This window comes from Pandoraea soli, assembly GCF_902459595.1.
Classification (GTDB): domain Bacteria; phylum Pseudomonadota; class Gammaproteobacteria; order Burkholderiales; family Burkholderiaceae; genus Pandoraea; species Pandoraea cepalis.
Genome location: NZ_CABPSG010000001.1, coordinates 34,349 through 53,493, shown reverse-complemented (window position 1 = coordinate 53,493; position 19,145 = coordinate 34,349). Strand labels below are relative to the sequence as shown.

The 19,145-nt window shown below is 64.8% G+C and carries 16 protein-coding genes; 2 read left to right on the top strand and 14 right to left on the bottom strand.

Features of this window, described 5'->3' with window-relative positions; all coding sequences use genetic code 11:
* Positions 1–30: 30 nt before the first annotated feature.
* The 4 genes from PSO31014_RS00220 to PSO31014_RS00205 all read right to left on the bottom strand — a co-directional run bounded on the left by PSO31014_RS00220 (position 31) and on the right by PSO31014_RS00205 (position 3,874).
* Entirely contained in the window at positions 31–1,113 is a 1,083-nt protein-coding gene (locus tag PSO31014_RS00220; RefSeq protein WP_150549765.1) for an ABC transporter substrate-binding protein, read from the bottom strand.
* Positions 1,114–1,230: 117 nt separating this feature from the next.
* A complete protein-coding gene (locus PSO31014_RS00215; protein ID WP_130025871.1) occupies positions 1,231–2,031 on the bottom strand; it encodes an enoyl-CoA hydratase/isomerase family protein in 801 nt (266 codons plus the stop codon).
* A 275-nt stretch (positions 2,032–2,306) separates the two neighbouring features.
* Positions 2,307–2,732: a F0F1 ATP synthase subunit epsilon gene (locus tag PSO31014_RS00210; RefSeq protein ID WP_150549764.1), complete on the bottom strand. Its 426-nt coding sequence runs from the start codon at positions 2,730–2,732 to the stop codon at positions 2,307–2,309.
* A 629-nt stretch (positions 2,733–3,361) separates the two neighbouring features.
* A complete protein-coding gene (locus PSO31014_RS00205) occupies positions 3,362–3,874 on the bottom strand; it encodes a hypothetical protein (RefSeq protein WP_150549763.1) in 513 nt (170 codons plus the stop codon).
* A 387-nt stretch (positions 3,875–4,261) separates the two neighbouring features.
* Here PSO31014_RS00205 and gor point away from each other — a divergent pair, with 387 nt between their 5' ends.
* Positions 4,262–5,623 carry a glutathione-disulfide reductase gene (gor, locus tag PSO31014_RS00200; RefSeq protein WP_150549762.1) on the top strand — a complete coding sequence of 454 codons (1,362 nt, stop codon included), beginning with the start codon at positions 4,262–4,264 and terminating at the stop codon, positions 5,621–5,623.
* 62 nt (positions 5,624–5,685) lie between these two features.
* Here gor and PSO31014_RS00195 read toward each other — a convergent pair whose 3' ends face one another.
* From PSO31014_RS00195 to PSO31014_RS00150, 10 genes are all read right to left on the bottom strand, one after another.
* Positions 5,686–7,080 (bottom strand): sodium-dependent transporter, encoded by a 1,395-nt coding sequence (locus tag PSO31014_RS00195; protein ID WP_246176168.1) that lies wholly within the window; start codon positions 7,078–7,080, stop codon positions 5,686–5,688.
* Positions 7,081–7,342: 262 nt separating this feature from the next.
* Complete coding sequence (locus PSO31014_RS00190; RefSeq protein WP_150549760.1) at positions 7,343–8,104, bottom strand: phytanoyl-CoA dioxygenase family protein; 762 nt, start codon at positions 8,102–8,104, stop codon at positions 7,343–7,345.
* 104 nt (positions 8,105–8,208) lie between these two features.
* The gene (locus PSO31014_RS00185) at positions 8,209–8,577 is read right to left on the bottom strand and encodes a hypothetical protein (RefSeq protein ID WP_017234319.1); all 369 of its coding nucleotides are present in this window, start codon (positions 8,575–8,577) and stop codon (positions 8,209–8,211) included.
* 93 nt (positions 8,578–8,670) lie between these two features.
* Entirely contained in the window at positions 8,671–8,874 is a 204-nt protein-coding gene (locus PSO31014_RS00180) for a hypothetical protein (RefSeq protein ID WP_017234318.1), read from the bottom strand.
* Positions 8,875–8,960: 86 nt separating this feature from the next.
* Positions 8,961–9,194 (bottom strand): formate dehydrogenase subunit delta, encoded by a 234-nt coding sequence (locus PSO31014_RS00175; protein ID WP_017234317.1) that lies wholly within the window; start codon positions 9,192–9,194, stop codon positions 8,961–8,963.
* Positions 9,195–9,221: 27 nt separating this feature from the next.
* On the bottom strand, positions 9,222–10,166 hold the full coding sequence (gene fdhD, locus PSO31014_RS00170; protein ID WP_246176167.1) for a formate dehydrogenase accessory sulfurtransferase FdhD: 945 nt from the start codon (positions 10,164–10,166) through the stop codon (positions 9,222–9,224).
* A gap of 39 nt (positions 10,167–10,205) precedes the next feature.
* A complete protein-coding gene (fdhF, locus tag PSO31014_RS00165; protein WP_150549758.1) occupies positions 10,206–13,091 on the bottom strand; it encodes a formate dehydrogenase subunit alpha in 2,886 nt (961 codons plus the stop codon).
* Between the two features lie 30 nt (positions 13,092–13,121).
* Entirely contained in the window at positions 13,122–14,762 is a 1,641-nt protein-coding gene (locus tag PSO31014_RS00160) for a formate dehydrogenase beta subunit (protein ID WP_150549757.1), read from the bottom strand.
* A complete protein-coding gene (locus PSO31014_RS00155) occupies positions 14,755–15,228 on the bottom strand; it encodes an NAD(P)H-dependent oxidoreductase subunit E (RefSeq protein WP_150549756.1) in 474 nt (157 codons plus the stop codon). Before PSO31014_RS00155 ends, PSO31014_RS00160 begins: the two co-directional genes overlap by 8 nt.
* A gap of 265 nt (positions 15,229–15,493) precedes the next feature.
* The gene (locus tag PSO31014_RS00150) at positions 15,494–16,567 is read right to left on the bottom strand and encodes a substrate-binding domain-containing protein (RefSeq protein WP_150549755.1); all 1,074 of its coding nucleotides are present in this window, start codon (positions 16,565–16,567) and stop codon (positions 15,494–15,496) included.
* A 235-nt stretch (positions 16,568–16,802) separates the two neighbouring features.
* Between PSO31014_RS00150 and PSO31014_RS00145 the strand changes: the two genes are divergently transcribed.
* Positions 16,803–19,115 (top strand): FdhF/YdeP family oxidoreductase, encoded by a 2,313-nt coding sequence (locus PSO31014_RS00145; RefSeq protein ID WP_150549754.1) that lies wholly within the window; start codon positions 16,803–16,805, stop codon positions 19,113–19,115.
* Positions 19,116–19,145: the final 30 nt, after the last annotated feature.

The following is a 19,145-nucleotide window of genomic DNA, read 5'->3' as shown; positions in this document are numbered from 1 at the left end:
GTTTCTTCCTGCTTCGCGGTACCTGACGGCTTACGACAACAGCCATGCGTTGAAACGCTCGGTGGCCTTCGTGCGGTTCTCGGCCCACCACTGCGGGCTTGGCAAACGCATGCCCTTCAAATTGGCCGGGGCCGTGGGCATTAGCGGGGCGCGATCCTTCGGGATCGCGTCGAACGCCTTAAGGTTCGTCGGACCGTACGCGAGGTCCTGGGTAATCAACGCCTGACGTGCCGGGTCGCCGCAGAACCGTACGAACTGCCGTGCGAATTCGGCACGCGGCGTGCCCTTCGGAATGCCCCACCCTTCAATGGAATACAGCCCCTGGTTCCAGACGATCTTCACCGGCGCCTTGTTGTCGATGGCGGCCTGCGCACGACCGTTCCACGTCGACATCATGTCGACGTCGCCGTTCTGGATCGCTTGCATGGCCTGCGCGCCGGACGTCCACCAAAGATCGATGTGCGGCTTGATCTTGTCGAGCGACTTGAAGGCGCGGTCGAGGTCGAGCGGGTAGAGCTTGTCGATCGGCACACCGTCGGCCATGAGCGCCTGCTCGAGCGTGTCGAGCGGGCTGCGGCGCAGCGAGCGGCGTCCCGGGAAGCGCTTCACGTCCCAGAAGTCCGCCCACGTCTGCGGCGCGTCTTTCGGGAATTTGTCGGTGCGGTAGGCCAGTACGGTCGAATACACGTCGACCCCCAGCCAGTCGGGCGTCACCGCCTCGGGCATGATGCCGGGGAAGTCGGCGACCTTCATGCCGATGGGCTCGAGAAAGCCCTTCGACTCCAGATACGGAATGTCGGCCGAGAGCGTGAGCGTCGTCACATCCCAAACGAAGTTCTTCGTCTGCACCATCGCGGCGAACTGCGCCACCGGCTGCGAATCGCGCGCCACGCTCACCACCTTGATGCCGGTGGCTTTCTCGAACGGATCGTAGAACGCGCGGCGGTACGCCGTCGCGTACGGGCCGCCCGGATCGGAGACGATCAATTGGCGTGCCTGGGCATACGCCGTGCGCGATGCGGCCAACGGCAAAGCGCCTGCCAGCGCGGCGGTGCCGGCCACCTGCAGCAGGCGGCGACGGGACGGATTTTGCGGGTCGTGCGAATGTGACATTAGAAACTCCGCTAGCGTGTGGACAGACGCGGTGCGCATGCCCTGTCATGGTTGCCGCCCGGCAATGCTGAGCACAATGCCGAGCGGCGCGACGTGATTAACAGTGGACGGAAGCGCTCAGGCCTTCGCCGTCTCGGCCTTGGCCGCGCGCTTGGCAAAGAACGCCGCCATCATGCGTGCCGGCTCGCCCGATTCATACGACTCGCGTTGAATGCGCATACCGGCGGCGATGGCATCCTGGAACGTCCCTTCGGTCATCTCGCGAAAGCGCTGCTTGTCCAGGCGCATGGCCACCGGCGGCTTTTCGGCCAGCTCGGAGGCGATCTCCAGGGCCTTCTCGAACACCTTCTCCTCCGGTACCAGGTGATGAATCAAGCCGAGGCGGTGGCACTCGTCCGCCTCCATCAGACGGCCGGTGAGCGTAAGTTCAATGGTGCGCGACAGCCCCAGCATGTGATTCATGATCCACGGGCCGGTCGTGCTGGCGATCCCGGCGTTGATCTCCGGCTGCCCCATGCGCACGCCCGGATGGCCGACGCGAATGTCTCCAAGCAGCGACACCTGGAAGGCCGAACCGGCTGCCGTACCGTTCAGCGCCATGACCAGCGGCTTCTTCAAGCTGCGAATCACGTCGTAGTAATGCTCCCAGCCCTTGATCCATTCGATGGCGGTGTCACCGTCGAAATGCTTCGCCTCGGCCAGATCCTGCCCCGCCGAGAAGGCGCGCCCCGCCCCGGTCATGATCACGGCCGCCACGCTGTCGTCGGCATTGAACCGCTCGAGCGCATCGATGATCAGTTCGCGCATGGCGATGGTCCAGGCGTTGAGCGCCTGCGGGCGGTTCAACGTAATCACCGCGACGCGGCCAACCTGCGTGAAAAGAACTTCCTGCTCCGATTGCTTTGCTGTCTCGCTCATTTGAACTCCAAGGGCACGCCACGCGTGGCATCACGCGGGCATTGAGATGACGATCATGCGATCAACGCATTTCCCACTAAACAGTTATCTCAGTGCAATAACTGTTATCTGAGAGAAATATAGTTATTTCAAAAAGATGGCGCAAGTCGAATCGCTTCGGGGTTTACCTCAGGGGGTTGCACCTCCGAAGCGACGGGCGAAAAAAAACGGGCAGCCCCTGAGGATTGCCCGTCGTGCCGGCGTTGGCGCTGGCGCCGATACGCTGTATCACTGTCTCAGCGAGACCCCTTTTGCTTGCGAATGCGTCGGATGGCCTGCAATTGCGCCACGGCTTCCGTCAACTCCGCCTGCGCTTTGGCGTAATCGATATTGCTCGCCTGGGTTTCGAGCACCGCCTTGGCTTCTTCGCGAGCGCGCTCGGCGCGCGCTTCATCGAGACTCTCGGCGCGGATGGCGGTGTCGGCCAGAATCGTCACTCGATTTGGCTGGATCTCGACGAAGCCGCCCGCAATATAAAGAAACGTATCGGTGCCGTCACTCGCTTCGATCCTCACCGTGCCGGGACGCACGCCCGTGAGCAGCGGCGTGTGTCCGGGGAGCACGCCCAGTTCGCCCGCTGTGCCCGGCACCGCGACGAAACGTGCCTCGCCCGAAAATATCGCCCGCTCGGTGCTCACCACGTCGACCTTGAGTAATGCCATGCCTTTCACTTCTCCCTGCGATGCCGCAGACATCGCTTAAATCGATTCTCGTTTCACACCGAATTGCGTGCGCGGCGCGCCGAGGGACGTGTCGCCACGCGCGCGCTCCGGCTGAAAGGTGCCCTCAGCGCACGCACATCCCATGCGGTGGGCCGCGAACGGAAGGCCGTCAGGCATGGGCATCAGGGCACGGCGGTCGTCGCGATCACATCGGCGATCCATCCGTTGGGTATCGCTTTCGTCTGGCCGTGATTTTGTACAAACACATCAGGCGCGCTCATAAGGGAGCGCTGGGGGACGGAATGGCATGGCAGCCGTCGGCATGTCCTGAGGGAACGGCACACGTTATCTGCGGATTCATGCTAACCGCATTGCGCTTGGCGAGGCAAGCACGAGCGCAAGGTCCGCGACAGTGGCGATGTGCGTGAATGACTGGGTGCGCACGGCCTGCGCGGGTGCAATGTACAGCGAGCAACGATCGACCCAGCGCGCATAATGCATCGGATACCTATCAACTCGGCAGGGAATGCGGCATCCGCAGCGCCGGGGTCGACGCGGGCGCGCACGCGTGTCCCGCGACGCCGCCGGTCGGGCGCGATGGAGACGATGGGGGACGAGCCCCGATGGGGTTAGAAATGCAGCCCGAAGTACTCAGGTGCGCCGGCGAAGAGTTGCGTGCTCGATGCAGGATTGGACAGCGCGCGATGCCAGACGCTTTGATACAGGCTTGTCAGCCCGGCGTGAGGTCCGGTGACCATGCCTTCATCGGCTCGCGTCACCCCTGCATTCCCCAGCATGCCGCCGAGCGTGCCGCCGCTCACGACAATGGGATCCGACGCCCAGACGCCTGCCTCGGTGAACACGTCGTGCCACGGGGCCGGCGCGACACCGATGAGTGCCGGCGGAGGGGCGCCCGGCGGCGCGAAGTCGGGCGCTCGGGCCGCACGCCTCATACGTGCGGCCCGCGACAGCCGGACGCCATGCCGGGTGTGCGCGACCGTGGGCTTCTTGCTTGCCGATGCCCCCGCATGACGCAGGGTCCCCGACGGATTCGCGGCATGTGCCGATGCCGGTATCCAGAAGCAACACAGCCACACCAGCGCCAGCATGGCGCCCATGAGGCGAAAGAGCGACTTGGTCATGACATCCTCGTCTTCATCGTCTTCTGTCTGCGGTGAATCCCGCCTGTCCCGAGAGATTCGGAGCAACTTTCGGACCACGAGCCACAACCCATTGATTCTTAGACACTTCCGTTTCCGTGACATGCGCGTTGCCGCGGCGATACCCACGAATTGTTTCATTTCAGAAACATCGGATGGCGACACGTGACACGTCCGCGTGCGATCGGCGCCGGTGATGCGGCAATCGCCGACTCGGGCCTCGGATGGCTCTGAAATCGTGGTGGCCCGCCGACGTCCCGAGCCGGTCTCTGGCACAATCGCTCATCGCCGGAAGCCGTGGTCGTCGACACACTGCGCGCACTTGCGCTGCGACGGTGCGACGCGCGGCATGACCTACAGGAGTCAGCAATGCCCCAGTTCGATGTGGATCTTTTCGTGATCGGTGCCGGTTCGGGCGGTGTGCGCGCAGCGCGCGTCGCGGCGCAATACGGCGCCCGTGTGAAAGTCGCCGAAGAGTTTCGCGTCGGCGGCACCTGCGTCATTCGCGGTTGCGTGCCGAAAAAGTTGCTCGTCTATGCGAGCCGTTTCGCCGACGAGTTCGAAGATGCCGCCGGTTTCGGCTGGCAAGTGCCCTCCCCCAGGTTCGACTGGAAAACGCTCATCGCGCGCAAGGACAGCGAAATCGCGCGGCTCGAAGGCATCTACCGAGCCAACCTCGAACGCGCGGGCGCCGAACTCGTCGAGGCGCGTGCCGTGGTCGAAGGTCCGAACACGGTCGTGCTGCCCGCCACGGGCGAGCGCATCACGGCGCGGCACATCCTGATCGCCACCGGGGGAAAACCGGCGGACCAGCCGCACTTCATTGGCCGCGAACATGCGATTTCGTCAAACGAAGTGTTCCACCTTGAATCCCTGCCCGAGCGCATCACGATCATCGGCGGCGGCTACATCGCGCTGGAGTTCGCGGGCGTGTTTGCCGGACTCGGCTCGAAGGTCACGCTCGTGCATCGCGGCCCGCACCTGCTGCGCGGCTTCGACGACGACGTTCGCACCTCGCTCGAAGCCGCGTATCGCGACCGCGGAATCGATATCCTGCTCGAGCGCACCGTGGCGCGCGTCGACAAGGCATCGGGCCTGTTGCGCGTAACGATGTCGGACGGCAGCACGCACGACACCGATGTGCTCCTCAGCGCGGCGGGGCGCGTGCCTTACACACAAGGGCTCGGCCTGGCCGCGAGCGGTGTGGCGCTCAACGAAAGGGGCGCGGTGATCGTCGATGAATTCTCGCGCACCAACGTGCCGTCGATCTTCGCGGTGGGCGACGTCACCGACCGCGTCAACCTCACGCCGATGGCGATTCGCGAAGGGCAGGCATTCGCCGACACGGTGTTTGGGGAACGCACGACACGCGTCGACCACAAGCGGATTCCGACGGCCGTGTTCAGTACACCGGAGATCGGCGTCGTGGGCCTGACCGAGCGCGAAGCGCGTGCCGATTATGCACAGCTCCAGGTCTTCAAGGCGTCGTTCCGGCCCCTCAAGGCAACCCTGTCGGGCCGTCAGGAACGGGTGCTGATGAAGCTGCTCGTGGACGGCGCCACCGACAAGATCGTCGGCGCCCACATGGTGGGCGATCACGCTGGAGAGCAGGTGCAGTTGCTCGGCGTGGCCCTGTCGATGGGCGCCACGAAGGCCGACTTCGACCGCACGCTGGCGGTACATCCGACCGCCGCTGAGGAATGGGTGACGATGCGAACACCGGTCGCGTGATGCGCCGGCGCGTCGCCTAGGTTACCTAAGTCACGAACGGGCGCGACGGCCCGTTCTGCGCATCAGAGACTCTGGTACCACACGCCGAAGATGGCAATGGGCGTGAGCACGAGCAATAGCGCTCGCCACACGGGCACGAACCACTGCGCTCGCGTGCCATCGAGAACGGTGCGCGCCGTTGGCCAAATTCGCGCGCCGACGAAGCATGCCACGCACAACCCGCCCGCGGGCATCAACAGATTGACGGTCGTGTAGTCCATCAACTCGAATATCGTACGGTCAAAAATGCGTATGTCTGACCACACACCGAAAGACAACGCGGCCGGAGCACCAAACACGAACGTGGCCACGAGCACCGCCACCACGGCCTGTCCGCGGCGCCATTGATATTCGTCGATGAGAAATGCGGCGACCGGCTCGAACAGCGAAACGGCGGACGTGAGCGCCGCAAACAGGAGCAGCAGGAAGAACGCGATCGCCACCAGATGGCCGAACGGCATCTGCGCGAAGATCGCGGGCATCGTGATGAAGGTCAGACCGGGCCCCGCGTTGGGCGCCACGCCGAATGCGAACACCGCTGGCAGAATCATCAGCCCGGCGAGGCAGCAGGCCAGCGTCGCGAGCGTCGCCACCCAGACGGCCGAGCCGGCCAGTCGTGCGTCTTTGGGCAGATAGGAGCCGTAGACCACGATCATGCCCGCGCCGAGCGACAACGAGAAGAACGCCAAACCCAGCGCTTCGAGCAACGTGGCGCCGGAAATGGCGGAGAAGTCCGGCGTCAGGAACCAGGCAACCCCGGCCATCGCGCCCGGCAAGGTGAGTGCGCGCGCGATGACGAGCAGCATCAGCACGAACAGGGCGGGCATCAGCCACTTGCCTGCCCGCTCGATGCCCTTCTGCACGCCGGCGGCAACGATGACGGTCGTCAGCCCGAGAAAGACGCCCATGCTGGTGAGCGACGCGACCGGATCCGCGATGAACGCCGAGAATTCGCTGACGAGCCGCTCTGTATCGTTGGCCAATACCGTGCCAGTCATCGCCCGCACGAGATACGCGACCGTCCAGCCGCCGACGACGACGTAAAACGACAGAATCGCGAATGCGTTGAACGTGGCGATGCGCCCGACCCAGGCCCAGCGGCGCCCGCCCAGTTCACGTAATGCCGTCGTGATCGACTTGCCCGTCAATCGGCCGAGGGCCATTTCGGCAAGCAACAGCGCGACGCCCAGCGTCAGCACGCAGACCAGATACACCGCGAGGAACGCGCCGCCGCCGTGCTTGCCCACCACATAAGGGAATTTCCATACTGCGCCAAGTCCCACGGCGGAACCGGCCGCCGCGAGAATAAAGCCTAGCCGCGATCCCCAGGTGGCGCGGCCAGCGACAGCGAGCGCGTCGGCGCTCGCGCACGTCGGCGCGATGGGCGATGCGGCGGGAGTATCAGGCAATTGGGACACGTGTCTCCTCCGGAAACGGCCGTGCGCGCCTTGCCGACCAAGGTCGGCACAGGCGCCTCACGGCACTTGTCATGGAATGGCGTCAGGCAGATTACCGGCGCGGCGCGGCATCGCCATCGGGACGATGCGGCTCACGAGCACCAGCGCACGACACCCTCAGGGTGGCCGGAGAGTCTACGCGGGAAAAGGTGCCGACCTAATTAGGAAAGCACCCAAAATTCTCGGCGACGCCGGAACGTGGGCGTTCCCGGCGGAAGGCGCGTCAGTGGCCCAGTGCGACTTCGCCGGCGGACGCGGAGCGTGTGCCCGGCGTTGGCGGATTACTCTCGCCGCGATACGCAAACACGACGGAGAATTTCGTGGTATCGCCCTCGTTGCGTCCAGCCGCGTGGAACAGACCGCTGTGAAACAACACGACATCGCCCTGCGCCAGGGCCACCTGCCGACCACGTGCGACGAGCGGCTGATTGTCGGGCTCGTCGGGACGCAGGAAGTCGAGCGAATCGAGCTGGTGCGGCTGGAGTTGTTCGCGATGCGACCCGGGGATGAAGCGTAGCGCACCGTTCTCGCGCGTTTCCGGCCCCAACGCCAGCCACACGGAGATCAGCGAATTCTGCGGGAATGACCAATACCGGATATCGCGATGCCAACCGGTCGCCGTGCCGAAATGGGGATGTTTGGTCATCACGCAATTGTGATGCGCCAACGTGAGCACCACATCCTCGCCGAAGATTTGCGCGAGCGACTCGACCAGATCCGGACGCGTTGCCCAGCGACGCAGCGCATCGCCACGATCGTAGGCCTTGAGCAGACGACGAACGGTCTGACCACCCTGCGCGTCACGCGATGCCGGTGCCCCTGCATAACCCACATCGGCTTCGAACTCGAGCGGCAACGTGGCCGATGCCAGTTGCGCTCGCGCGTCGGCCAGCATCGCCTCGCAGTCGGCCTGCGCCGCATAGCGCGGGAGAATCAGATAACCGTCGTTACGGAAGGTTTCGAGTTGCGATGCGGTAAGCGCCATGATGGTCGGCGAAGCGGGCAAGTAACTGGACGTTGAGGGAAATTCGGTGGCTTAACGAAGTCGGTCGGGAGAACTGGCTCGGCATGCTTTCCGAGACGGCGGACTCAGGCGGCGCGTTTGCGTCGTCGCGGCGGTAGTTCGGCGGCGGGCTTGCGCTCAAGGGCGAGTTCAGGCTGCGGCACGTCGGTGCCGGGCAGCGATGCTTGCGGATTTCCGACAGGGCGCGGCGTATCGACTACGGTGCGAAGTCGATCGAGTTCGCGCGTGAGCTTCGCCAACTGGTACTCGAGCTGACAATTTCGGCGGTACAACGTGCGCATCTTCTGGCTAAGCGCCTGCGTCTGCGTCCAATACTCCGGATACATGACGAAACGCCCGTCGGGGCGCTCGACGACACCCAGTCCGCTCTGCCCCATCACATCGATGGTTTCCAGCGCGTAGCGTCGAACTTTTTTTACCGTACCTGCCGCCATTGAATTCCTACAGTCCCAGCCTGAGAGAGTCAGGCGCGGAATTTTGCCACGAATTCGCCCCGGCCGGGCGGCAAACCACCACCGGGCCGAGATTTATTTTCGGCCGCCAGCCCCGCCCGCGGGACCTGTCGAGTCGCCCGATGTCGACTTGGGCGCCCGTTTTGGCTTGTCGATTTCGATGGAAACGGGGTCACTTGCCGGAAACGTCTCCTCAAGGGCTTCGTCGAGGTCGCGTTCCACGACGTCCTCCGGCTCAGACTTCTGTTGGACCGGCTTGCGCGTCTGGGTATCGCTCATCAAGTCCTCCGCGGGTAAAGCCGCGCCGAAGCGCGACGGCAGTTCCCACTATACTGCGAGCGACGTATCTTCGCCTGGAACCGGCCTCACCCAGCCGGCGTCAGCCGCTCACGATGGCGGACGAGCGCTTCACGCACCAGCACGTGCATCTCGGCGGAGACCGGCGTGTCGGCCAGTGCGAGGATCTCAGCGCGCATGCGTGGATCCCAGAACTTGTGCAGGTGCGCGGCGACTTCATCCAGCGCTTCGTCGCGATCAGGTAACGATTCAAAGAAGTCCGCGATGCGATTGGCCATGCGCACGAGGTTATTACCGTCCATCAGGAAGCTCCTGCTCGTTTGTTGGCGTCAGGCACTGGCGTCGAGCGCCGCCCCGCCGGTGTAAATCACGCACTGCTCGCCGCGCACGAAACCGACCAGCGTGACGCCCACGGCCGTCGCCGTTTGCACCGCGAGGGCCGTCGCCGCCGAGACGGCTGCGACCATCGGAATGCCGACCTGCGCGGCCTTTTGCACGATTTCAACGCTCGCACGACTCGTCATGAGCACAAAGCCACGATCGAACGGCTGTTCGTTGCGCGCGAGCGCGCCGATCAGCTTGTCGAGCGCATTGTGCCGGCCGACGTCTTCACGCAAGCAAAGTATCTCGCCCTGCGGCGAGCACCAGGCCGCGCCATGCACGGCGCCCGTCACGCCGTTCAACGGCTGATGGCGCGACAGCCCGCCATACGCGGCCGCCAACGCCGCATGCGACACACGCAGCGGGGCACTGGCCGCCGGCAAGGGCCGCAGAACCTGATCGAGACTTTCCGTGCCGCACAGTCCGCAGCCGGTGCGCCCCGTGAGGTTGCGGCGCCGTTCCTTGAGTCCGGCAAACGCGCGCGACGAGACGTCGAGATGCGCCGTCACACCCTGTGTCGTTGCCGTCACGTCAATGCCATAGCACTCGCGCCGGTCGTTCAGAATGCCCTCGCACAACGCGAAGCCCAGGGCAAAGTCTTCGACGTCTGCAGGCGTGGCGAGCATCACCACGTGGGAGATGCCGTTGAACTCCAGCGCCACGGGCACTTCTTCGGCCAACTCGTCGCTCGCCGACTGCCACGCCCCATGACGGAAGCGCCGTACGGCAAAGGTCGCACTCGGCGACAAGCCGTCGGGGTCGAGCGCGGCGGGTGCCACGTCGCACACCGGCGCGACGCGCCCGCCAACGGTCTCGTCGATCACGTCGGCATCGCCCTCCTGCGGTTCGCCTGCGGGCTGCCGATCGTCCCGGTCACCTAATGGGTTGAACATCGTCAAACGCTGACTCCACGTCAATTCACCGAACGCGCCCTACTTCGCCGGTACCGGCTCGGAGGGCATGTGGGCCGCATCGAGCAGCGCGAGCTGCGTGCGGTTGAAGGTTGAGTATTCCGACTGCCATGCGGAGGGCTGTACCACCGGCAGCACTTGCACGGCCGTCACCTTGTACTCGGGGCAGTTGGTCGCCCAGTCCGAGTTGTCGGTCGTGATGACGTTCGCGCCCGACTCCGGGAAATGGAAGGTCGTGTACACCACGCCCGGCTGCATGCGCTCGCTGATGATCGCACGCAGCACCGTTTCACCCGCGCGGCTGCGGATGCCCACCCAATCGTTGTCATTGATTCCGCGATCCTCCGCATCGACCGGGTGAATTTCGAGCCGGTCTTCATCGTGCCAGGCTACGTTATGCGTGCGACGTGTCTGCGCGCCGACATTGTATTGCGAGAGAATGCGTCCCGTGGTGAGCAGCAGCGGGTAGCGGGGCGTAACCTTCTCGTCCGTCGGCACATATCGGGTGATGATGAAGCGCCCCTTGCCACGCACGAACTCATTCACGTGCATGATCGGTGTGCCGTCGGGCGCCTCGTCGTTACACGGCCATTGCAGACTGCCCGCTTCATCGAGACGCGCGTAGCTCACACCGCTGAACGTCGGGGTCAATCGGGCAATCTCGTCCATGATCTGCGACGGATGCGCATAGGGCATGTCGTACCCCAGTCGCTTCGCCAGCGCGATCGTCACCTCCCAGTCCGCCATGCCGGGCAGCGGCGCCATCACCCGACGCACGCGCGAGATACGCCGCTCCGCATTCGTGAATGTGCCGTCCTTTTCAAGGAACGTCGTGCCCGGCAGCAGCACATGCGCGTACTTGGCCGTTTCGTTCAGGAAGATATCCTGCACGACGAGGCACTCCATCGCCTCCATCGCCGCCGCCACGTGCTGCGTGTTCGGGTCGGACTGCACGATGTCCTCGCCCTGGCAGTAAAGCCCCTTGAAGCTGCCCTGCACCGCCGCGTCGAACATGTTCGGAATGCGCAGCCCCGGCTCGGCCTGCAGCGTGACGCCCCAAGCGGCCTCGAACGACTCGCGTACCAGCGTATCGGAGACGTGGCGATAACCGGGCAGTTCATGGGGGAACGACCCCATGTCGCACGATCCTTGAACGTTGTTCTGGCCACGCAACGGGTTCACGCCAACGCCCTCGCGCCCGACATTGCCCGTGGCCATCGCCAGGTTGGCAATGCCCATGACCGCGGTCGAGCCCTGAACGTGCTCGGTCACCCCGAGTCCGTAATAGATTGCCGCGTTGCCGCCCGTGGCGTACAAACGCGCCGCGCCGCGGATCTGCTCGGCGTCCACGCCGGTGACGACCGACACGGCTTCGGGAGAATTCTCCGGCAATGCCACAAAGTCGCGCCATTGCGCGAAAGCCCGGTCTTCACAGCGCTCGGCGATGAAGTCCTCGGCCAGCAGCCCTTCGGTGACGATCACATGCGCGAGGGCATTGACCATTGCCACGTTCGTTCCGGGGCGCAGCGGCAAATGGAAAGCAGCCTTCACGTGCGGCCCGTCGACGATGTCGATGCGCCGCGGATCGATCACAATCAGGTTCGCCCCCTCGCGCACACGACGCTTGAGCCGCGAGGCGAACACCGGGTGCCCATCGGTCGGATTGGCGCCCATCACGAGAATGACATCCGAGTGCTCGATCGACTTGAACGTCTGCGTGCCCGCCGACTCGCCGAGCGTCTGCTTGAGCCCGTAACCGGTTGGTGAATGGCACACGCGCGCACAGGTGTCGACGTTGTTGTTGCCGAACGCGGCACGCACCAGCTTCTGCACGAGATACGTCTCTTCGTTCGTGCAACGCGACGACGTGATACCGCCAATGGCATCGCGCCCATACGTCGCCTGAATGCGCCGGAACTCCGACGCCGCGTAGTCCAGCGCCTCGTCCCACGACACCTCGCGCCACGGATCGGTAATCTTGCTGCGGATCATCGGCTTGGTGATGCGCTCCTTGTGCGTGGCGTACCCCCACGCAAAGCGCCCCTTCACGCAGGCGTGGCCCTCATTCGCCCCGCCATCCTTGTACGGGGTCATGCGAACGACTTCCCCGCCCTTCATTTCCGCCTTGAACGCGCAGCCCACGCCGCAGTACGCACACGTCGTAACCACCGCGTGCTCGGGCTGCCCCATCTCGATGACGCTTTTTTCCTGCAGCGTCGCCGTCGGACAGGCTGATACGCACGCGCCGCACGACACGCACTCCGAATCCATGAACGGCTGATCCTGCCCGGCCGAGACCCGTGCCTCGAAGCCGCGGCCGGAGATCGTCAACGCAAACGTGCCCTGCGTCTCCTCGCACGCGCGCACGCAGCGGTTGCACACGATGCATTTCGACGGGTCATACGTGAAATACGGATTTGACTCGTCCTTCGCGCTGTGAATATGGTTATCGCCCTCGAAGCCATAGCGCACTTCGCGCAGCCCCGTCACGCCCGCCATGTCCTGCAATTCGCAATCGCCGTTGGCCGCGCAGGTCAGGCAGTCGAGCGGGTGATCGGAAATGTAAAGCTCCATCACGTTGCGACGCAGATCCTGCAGCGCCGGCGACTGCGTGCGCACCTTCATGCCCGGCTCGACGGGTGTCGTACACGAAGCGGGAAATCCGCGCCGCCCCTCGATCTCGACCAGACACAAGCGGCAAGACCCGAACGGTTCGAGCGAATCCGTCGCACAGAGCTTGGGGATGTTGACGTCGCGGCCCGCCGCAGCCCGCATGATCGACGTGCCGGCTGGCACCGTCACGCGCTCGCCGTCGATTTCGAGGGTAATGCCGACATCGCTCTCGCGCAGCGGCGTGCCCATGTCCGGGTCGTGGCCCGGCGTGACTGATGTGCTCGGATGGATCATGTGTTCTCCTCCCTGTCTGACGCTGGCGCGTCAGGCGGCTTCGGCGCGCCCGGCGCCATCGGGCAGACCGAAGTCTGCCGGGAAATATTCGAGCGCCGAGCGCACCGGGAACGGCGTCATGCCGCCCATCGCGCACAGCGACCCTGCCACCATCGTGTCGCACAGATCACGCAGCAGTTTTACCTGCCGCACGGAGGTATCTCCCCGTCGGATCTGATCGATCACCTCGACCCCGCGCGTCGCACCAATGCGGCACGGCGTGCATTTGCCGCACGACTCGTGTGCGCAGAACTGCATCGCGTAGCTCGCCAACGCCGCGAGGTCGGCCGTGTCGTCGTGGATGACCACCCCGCCGTGACCAACGACCGCGCCGAGCGAGGCATACGCCTCGTAATCCATCGGCACGTCCCACTGCGCGCTTGGCAGATACGCCCCGAGCGGGCCCCCGACCTGAATGGCCTTGGCAGGGCGCCCGCTGGCCGTCCCGCCGCCGAACTCGTCGAGCAGTGTGCGCAGCGTCACGCCGAACGCCAGTTCCACCAGTCCGCCGCGACGCACGTTGCCCGCGAGTTGCACCGCCAGTGTGCCTTGCGAGCGGCCCATGCCAAACTCGCGATAGGCGTCGGCGCCATGCGCGAAGATGAACGGCACGCTCGCGAGGGTAACGACGTTGTTGACGAGTGTCGGCTGCCCGAAGAGTCCGGCCACCGCTGGAATCGGCGGTTTCGCGCGGACCACGCCGCGCTTGCCTTCCAGGCTTTCGAGCAACGCCGTTTCCTCGCCGCAGATATAAGCGCCCGCCGCCTTGGCGACGCGCAACTCGCAAGCGCGTCCCGAGCCCAGTACGTCCGGGCCGAGCCAGCCTTCGCGGCGCGCGACGGCAATCGCCGCCTCGAGTGCCGCAATGGCGTGGGGATACTCGCTGCGCACGTAGATGATGCCCTCGCTCGCCCCCACGCAAAGCGCTGCGATGAGCATCCCTTCGATGAGAACGAACGGATCGCTCTCCATGATGAGCCGGTCTGCAAATGTGCCCGAGTCGCCTTCGTCGGCATTGCAGACGACGTATTTGGTTGCCGCCTGGGCGCGGCTGACGGTTTGCCACTTGATGCCCGCCGGAAACGCCGCACCGCCGCGTCCGCGCAGGCCCGAGTCGAGTACCGTCTGGCACCCTGCTGCTGCGTCGAGCGCCAGGCATGCGCGCAGTCCGACCAGGCCACCGTGCGCTTCATAGTCCACCGGGCTGAGCGGGTCGGTCACGCCAATGCGCGCGAACGTCAGGCGCTGTTGCCGCGCCAGATACGGAATCGCATCGACCCGCCCGACGCAGGCAGGCATGGGGGCGCCCCAACTCCCGTCGGCGTTGTCAGCGGGAACCTCACGCTCGGCGTCCTGAACGGCACATGCGGGCCAGCCGCTCTCGAACAACGCGCTGACCTGAGCGGCCTGCACGTTGCTGTACCCGATGCGCCCGGCGGGGGTCTCCACTTCGACGAGCGGCTCAAGCCAAAACAGCCCACGAGAGCCATTGCGCACGATATCGACGGCGATGCCTCGCAAGGTGGCTTCCGTTGCCACGGCGGCGGCGACCCGGTCCGCGCCCAAGGCGAGCGCAGCGGAATCGCGCGGGATATATACGCGGTACGGACCGCGCTTCGAAGACTCAGACATGGTCACCTGCCTTGCGCGCCGGCAGCAGCGCATTGAAGCGCGCCGGACTCACGCGCGCATGCAGTTCGCCGTTGATCATCACGGCCGGGGACAACGCACACTGTCCGAGGCAATACACCGATTCGACGCCGACGCCGTGACACGGCTCGCCGTCCACCGTTGCGCCGGTACACGCCTCGATATGGGCCACGAGCGCTTCGCCACCCCGACTGCGACAGGCCTCCGCGCGGCAGACCTGTACCACGACCGGGGGCGGCGGCGCGCTGCGGAAGTGGTGATAGAAGGTAATCACGCCATGCACTTCGGCGCGAGAAAGATTCAGCGCGGCGGCGATCGCGGGCACATGGGCGGGGTCGACGTAACCGTCGCTGTCCTGCAGGGCATGCAACAGCGGCAACAACTCGTGCGCACGGCCGGCGTGGCGAGCCAGCAGCGGCGCGAGCGTCGCGTGAGGGGTGGACACCATCTCGTATGTTTCCTGGGGCGAAACGGCGCCTCATATGTTCTATGTTGCATATGATGGCGACGCGTTTCTGGGGGCTCGACAGTTAGGACATTAGTCCAAACGTCCCCTCCCAACAAGCCTCGTGGAAACACCGATAGCTTGCTTTGTTCGCTTTTCCCACGCTCGCTGCACAGCAGCATGCCAACGCCGCATAAACCGCGCCGGCCGGCCGTTCGACGCGACCGATGTTTGCGCGCAACATATGCACATTCTTGCATATTAGACTTCACCCCAACGAGGGGAACGCCTCAGACAGCGGGGCGATGCTACCAGTCGCCGCCTCGCTGTAGCCGGGGATGGCATGCACCGCCTGCCGATACGCGTCGCTTTGCAGAATTTCCAGCAGCGCCCGCAAATGCGCGGACTCGCTGCCGGTCTCGGGAAACATCAGGCAATAGCGCTCCGTCAGAATTGGCAGGAAGTCGAGCCCGAACTGGCTTGCCGCCGCCTCGATGGCGAGTCCCGCGTCGGCGCGTCCGCTGGCGATGTAGGCCGCCACGGCGGCATGTGTGAACTCGATGTTCTCCGCTCCCGCAACGGCAGCCGGATCGATCCCCTCACGCGCGAGCAGCAGATCGAAGATGATTCGGGTGCCGGACCCGCGCTCCCGGTTCGCGAAGCGCGCTCCCGTGCGCGGCAGGTCGGCCAGCGTATGAATGCCGAGCGGATTGCCGCGTGCAACGAGCAACCCGAGACGGCGCGAAGCGACGTCGGCCACCCGATACGACTTGCCCTTGAGCAAGGGCCCATAGTGATCGAGCACCGGCGCTGCAAGCGCGCCGATCGGTACGTGGAAACTCGCCACCTCGCATTCGTGCTTTGCGAGCGCGGCGATGGCTTCGATGCTGCCGCGATAGCTCACTTCGATGGGCAGGCCCGCGCGTCCTGCGAAATCGACCAGCGCCGCGATCGCCAGCCCGTGGCTGGCAAACAGTCGCATTTGGTCGCTGTCCTGCAATAGCAGGTCATCAAGCTCCGTCTGCAACTCCGACGCCATCGTCTCCAGCAGGGGACCGAGCCGAGCCTGCAGGCGCTTTTGCCCCCACAGCAGCCGCTGTGCGAGCGGCGTGAGCACCGCGCCACGGCCGCGCGCCATCGTCAGCAAGGGCGCCCCCATGAGCGCCTCGACTTCCTTCACGTGCCCCCACGCGCCTCGATACGATTGCCCGAGCACTTGGCTTGCCGCCTGCAGGTTGCCGTGCGCCTGCACCTCGGCGAGTAACGACAGCACCTTGTCGAGCGGAAGATCATTGCCGTCGTGGCGAAACCGGAGCTGCGGGGCGATCGATATCTGCTTCATTGACTCACCATATATGCCATTAATTGCATAAATCAATTTATGCAATATCCTGATAACATGCCTGAAAACGTCGAATTCATAGGGATTTCCGAATCGGCGTCGGCACCAAAATACCGTTACAACGTCGTTATATTATGCATCATTTTGCCTATTTAACGTTAGCCGTTTGTCCATGGCCGAAGCGTTCCCCCGATATCGACGCGCCGCGCCACCTCTTCTCGTCAGAAAACGCACCATGTCTGCCTCGAAAATCGCCCCTTACGATCGCCCCGCCGGCGGCTGGGGAGCCCTCAAGAACGTTGCCATTCAACTCGTCACCCAAGGCATTCCGCTCAAAGGCGCCCGCACGCTGCTCAGCGCAAACCAACCCAGCGGCTTCGACTGCCCGGGCTGCGCGTGGCCGGATCGCGAACACGCCTCGACGTTCGAATTCTGCGAAAACGGGGCCAAGGCGGTCGCCGCCGAAGCCACCAAGCGCCGCGTCACCCCTGACTTTTTTGCCGAGCACAGTGTGACCGACTTGCTCGCGCTGGACGATTACACGCTCGAAGGCTACGGCCGTCTCACGCATCCCATGCGCTACGACGCCGCCACCGACCGCTATGCACCGATCGCTTGGGACGACGCCTTCACCTTGATCGGCCAGCACTTGCGCGCCCTACCCGACCCCGATCAGGCGGCGTTCTATACGTCCGGTCGCACGAGCAATGAAGCCGCGTTCCTTTATCAGCTCTTCGTGCGCCAGTACGGCACGAACAATTTCCCCGACTGCTCGAACATGTGTCACGAGCCGACTAGCGTTGGCTTGCCACCCACGGTCGGCATCGGCAAGGGCACCGTCACGCTCGACGACTTCGAACACGCCGATACCCTGCTGCTGTTCGGCCAGAACCCGGGCACCAATCATCCGCGCATGCTCGGTGAGTTGCGTGAGGCGGCCCGGCGCGGTGCGACCATCGTGTCGGTCAATTTGCTGCACGAACGCGGATTGGAACGCTTTGCCGACCCGCAAAGTCCGGCCGAGATGCTGAGCCTCGGCGGCACCGCAATCAGCAGCCACTACGTCACGCCGGCCTGCGGCGGCGACTTTGCGTTCGTGAAGGGCGTCATCAAGCGCGTGCTGGAGCGCGACGCCCTGGCGCGCGCCAATGGCGAACCCGCGCTGCTCGACGACGCCTTCATCGCGGAACACACACACGGTTTCGCCGATTTCGCCGCCGACGTGCGCAGCGAACGCTGGGACGATCTCGAGCGCGCGTCCGGTGTCTCGCAAGCCCAGATGCACCAGATTGCCGACGTGTATCTGCGCGGCGAGCGCGTCATTGCGACGTGGGGCATGGGCATCACGCAGCACAAGCACGCCGTGGCGACCATCCAGATGATCGTCAACCTGATGCTCCTGCGCGGCAACATCGGACGCCCGGGGGCGGGTCTGTGTCCCGTGCGCGGTCACAGCAACGTGCAGGGCGACCGTACCGTCGGCATCAATGAAAAGCCGTCGGCCGCCTTCCTGGACCGACTCGGCCAGGTGTTCGCGTTTGCGCCGCCGCGACGCGATGGGTTGAGCGTCGTCGATACGATCTCGGCCATGCGCGACGGCCGCGTCAAGGTCTTCATCGGCATGGGCGGCAACTTCGCAATGGCCACACCCGACACGCCGCGCACGTGGGAGGGGCTTCGCCAGTGCAACCTGACCGTGCATGTGGCGACCAAGCTCAATCGCAGCCATCTCGTTCACGGGCGCGACGCACTGATCCTGCCGTGTCTGGGCCGCACCGAAATCGACATGCAGCAAGGGGCGGTGCAAGGCGTCACGGTGGAAGATTCAATGAGCATGGTGCACCTGTCGTATGGCATCAACGCCCCGGCGTCCGAGCATCTGCGCTCCGAACCGGCCATTGTCGCGGGCATCGCGCAGGCAACGATGGGCCACGCGCTCGGCGGTGTCGAGGATTGGCACTGGTACGTGGAGGACTACGACCGCATTCGCGACGCCATGGCCGCCACGTTCGACGACTTCGAGGATTTCAATCGTCGCGTGCGCCATCCGGGAGGTTTCCGGCTGCCCGTGCCGCCGTCGACGCGTCAGTGGCTGACCGCCAACGCCCGCGCCAACTTCACGACACACCCGCTGCCGCACGAGATGCCGATCGACGTGGCACGCCGCCAGGCGGGTCAGCGCGGCGACGACGTGCTGCAACTCGCCACGATTCGCTCTCACGATCAATACAACACCACGATCTACGGCCTGAACGACCGGTATCGCGGGGTGTTCGGGCAGCGCCGAGTCGTCTTCGCCAACTCGGAAGATCTGGACACCCGAGGCTTTCGCGCAGGTGAGCACGTTGACCTCGTGGGTGTCTGGCACGACGGCATTGCGCGTCGCGCCGATGATTTTCTGCTCGTTGCCTACGACATTCCGCGTGGCTGCATCGCGGCTTACTACCCCGAGACGAACGGACTGGTGCCGCTCGACGCCATCGCTGAGGGTGCGGGAACGCCGACCTCCAAGTCGATCCCGGTGTTGCTGGAGCGCCGCCCGGCCTGATGAGCCGAGGCGGCGCGACGCTTGCGGTTT

Bases quoted from the DNA above. Each gene is read 5' to 3' on its own strand.
- PSO31014_RS00220 (WP_150549765.1), bottom strand. From the start codon at position 1,113: ATGTCACATTCGCACGACCCGCAAAATCCGTCCCGTCGCCGCCTGCTG.
- PSO31014_RS00215 (WP_130025871.1), bottom strand. From the start codon at position 2,031: ATGAGCGAGACAGCAAAGCAATCGGAGCAGGAAGTTCTTTTCACGCAG.
- PSO31014_RS00210 (WP_150549764.1), bottom strand. From the start codon at position 2,732: ATGGCATTACTCAAGGTCGACGTGGTGAGCACCGAGCGGGCGATATTT.
- PSO31014_RS00205 (WP_150549763.1), bottom strand. From the start codon at position 3,874: ATGACCAAGTCGCTCTTTCGCCTCATGGGCGCCATGCTGGCGCTGGTG.
- gor (WP_150549762.1), top strand. From the start codon at position 4,262: ATGCCCCAGTTCGATGTGGATCTTTTCGTGATCGGTGCCGGTTCGGGC.
- PSO31014_RS00190 (WP_150549760.1), bottom strand. From the start codon at position 8,104: ATGGCGCTTACCGCATCGCAACTCGAAACCTTCCGTAACGACGGTTAT.
- PSO31014_RS00185 (WP_017234319.1), bottom strand. From the start codon at position 8,577: ATGGCGGCAGGTACGGTAAAAAAAGTTCGACGCTACGCGCTGGAAACC.
- PSO31014_RS00180 (WP_017234318.1), bottom strand. From the start codon at position 8,874: ATGAGCGATACCCAGACGCGCAAGCCGGTCCAACAGAAGTCTGAGCCG.
- PSO31014_RS00175 (WP_017234317.1), bottom strand. From the start codon at position 9,194: ATGGACGGTAATAACCTCGTGCGCATGGCCAATCGCATCGCGGACTTC.
- fdhD (WP_246176167.1), bottom strand. From the start codon at position 10,166: ATGTTCAACCCATTAGGTGACCGGGACGATCGGCAGCCCGCAGGCGAA.
- fdhF (WP_150549758.1), bottom strand. From the start codon at position 13,091: ATGATCCATCCGAGCACATCAGTCACGCCGGGCCACGACCCGGACATG.
- PSO31014_RS00160 (WP_150549757.1), bottom strand. From the start codon at position 14,762: ATGTCTGAGTCTTCGAAGCGCGGTCCGTACCGCGTATATATCCCGCGC.
- PSO31014_RS00155 (WP_150549756.1), bottom strand. From the start codon at position 15,228: ATGGTGTCCACCCCTCACGCGACGCTCGCGCCGCTGCTGGCTCGCCAC.
- PSO31014_RS00150 (WP_150549755.1), bottom strand. From the start codon at position 16,567: ATGAAGCAGATATCGATCGCCCCGCAGCTCCGGTTTCGCCACGACGGC.
- PSO31014_RS00145 (WP_150549754.1), top strand. From the start codon at position 16,803: ATGTCTGCCTCGAAAATCGCCCCTTACGATCGCCCCGCCGGCGGCTGG.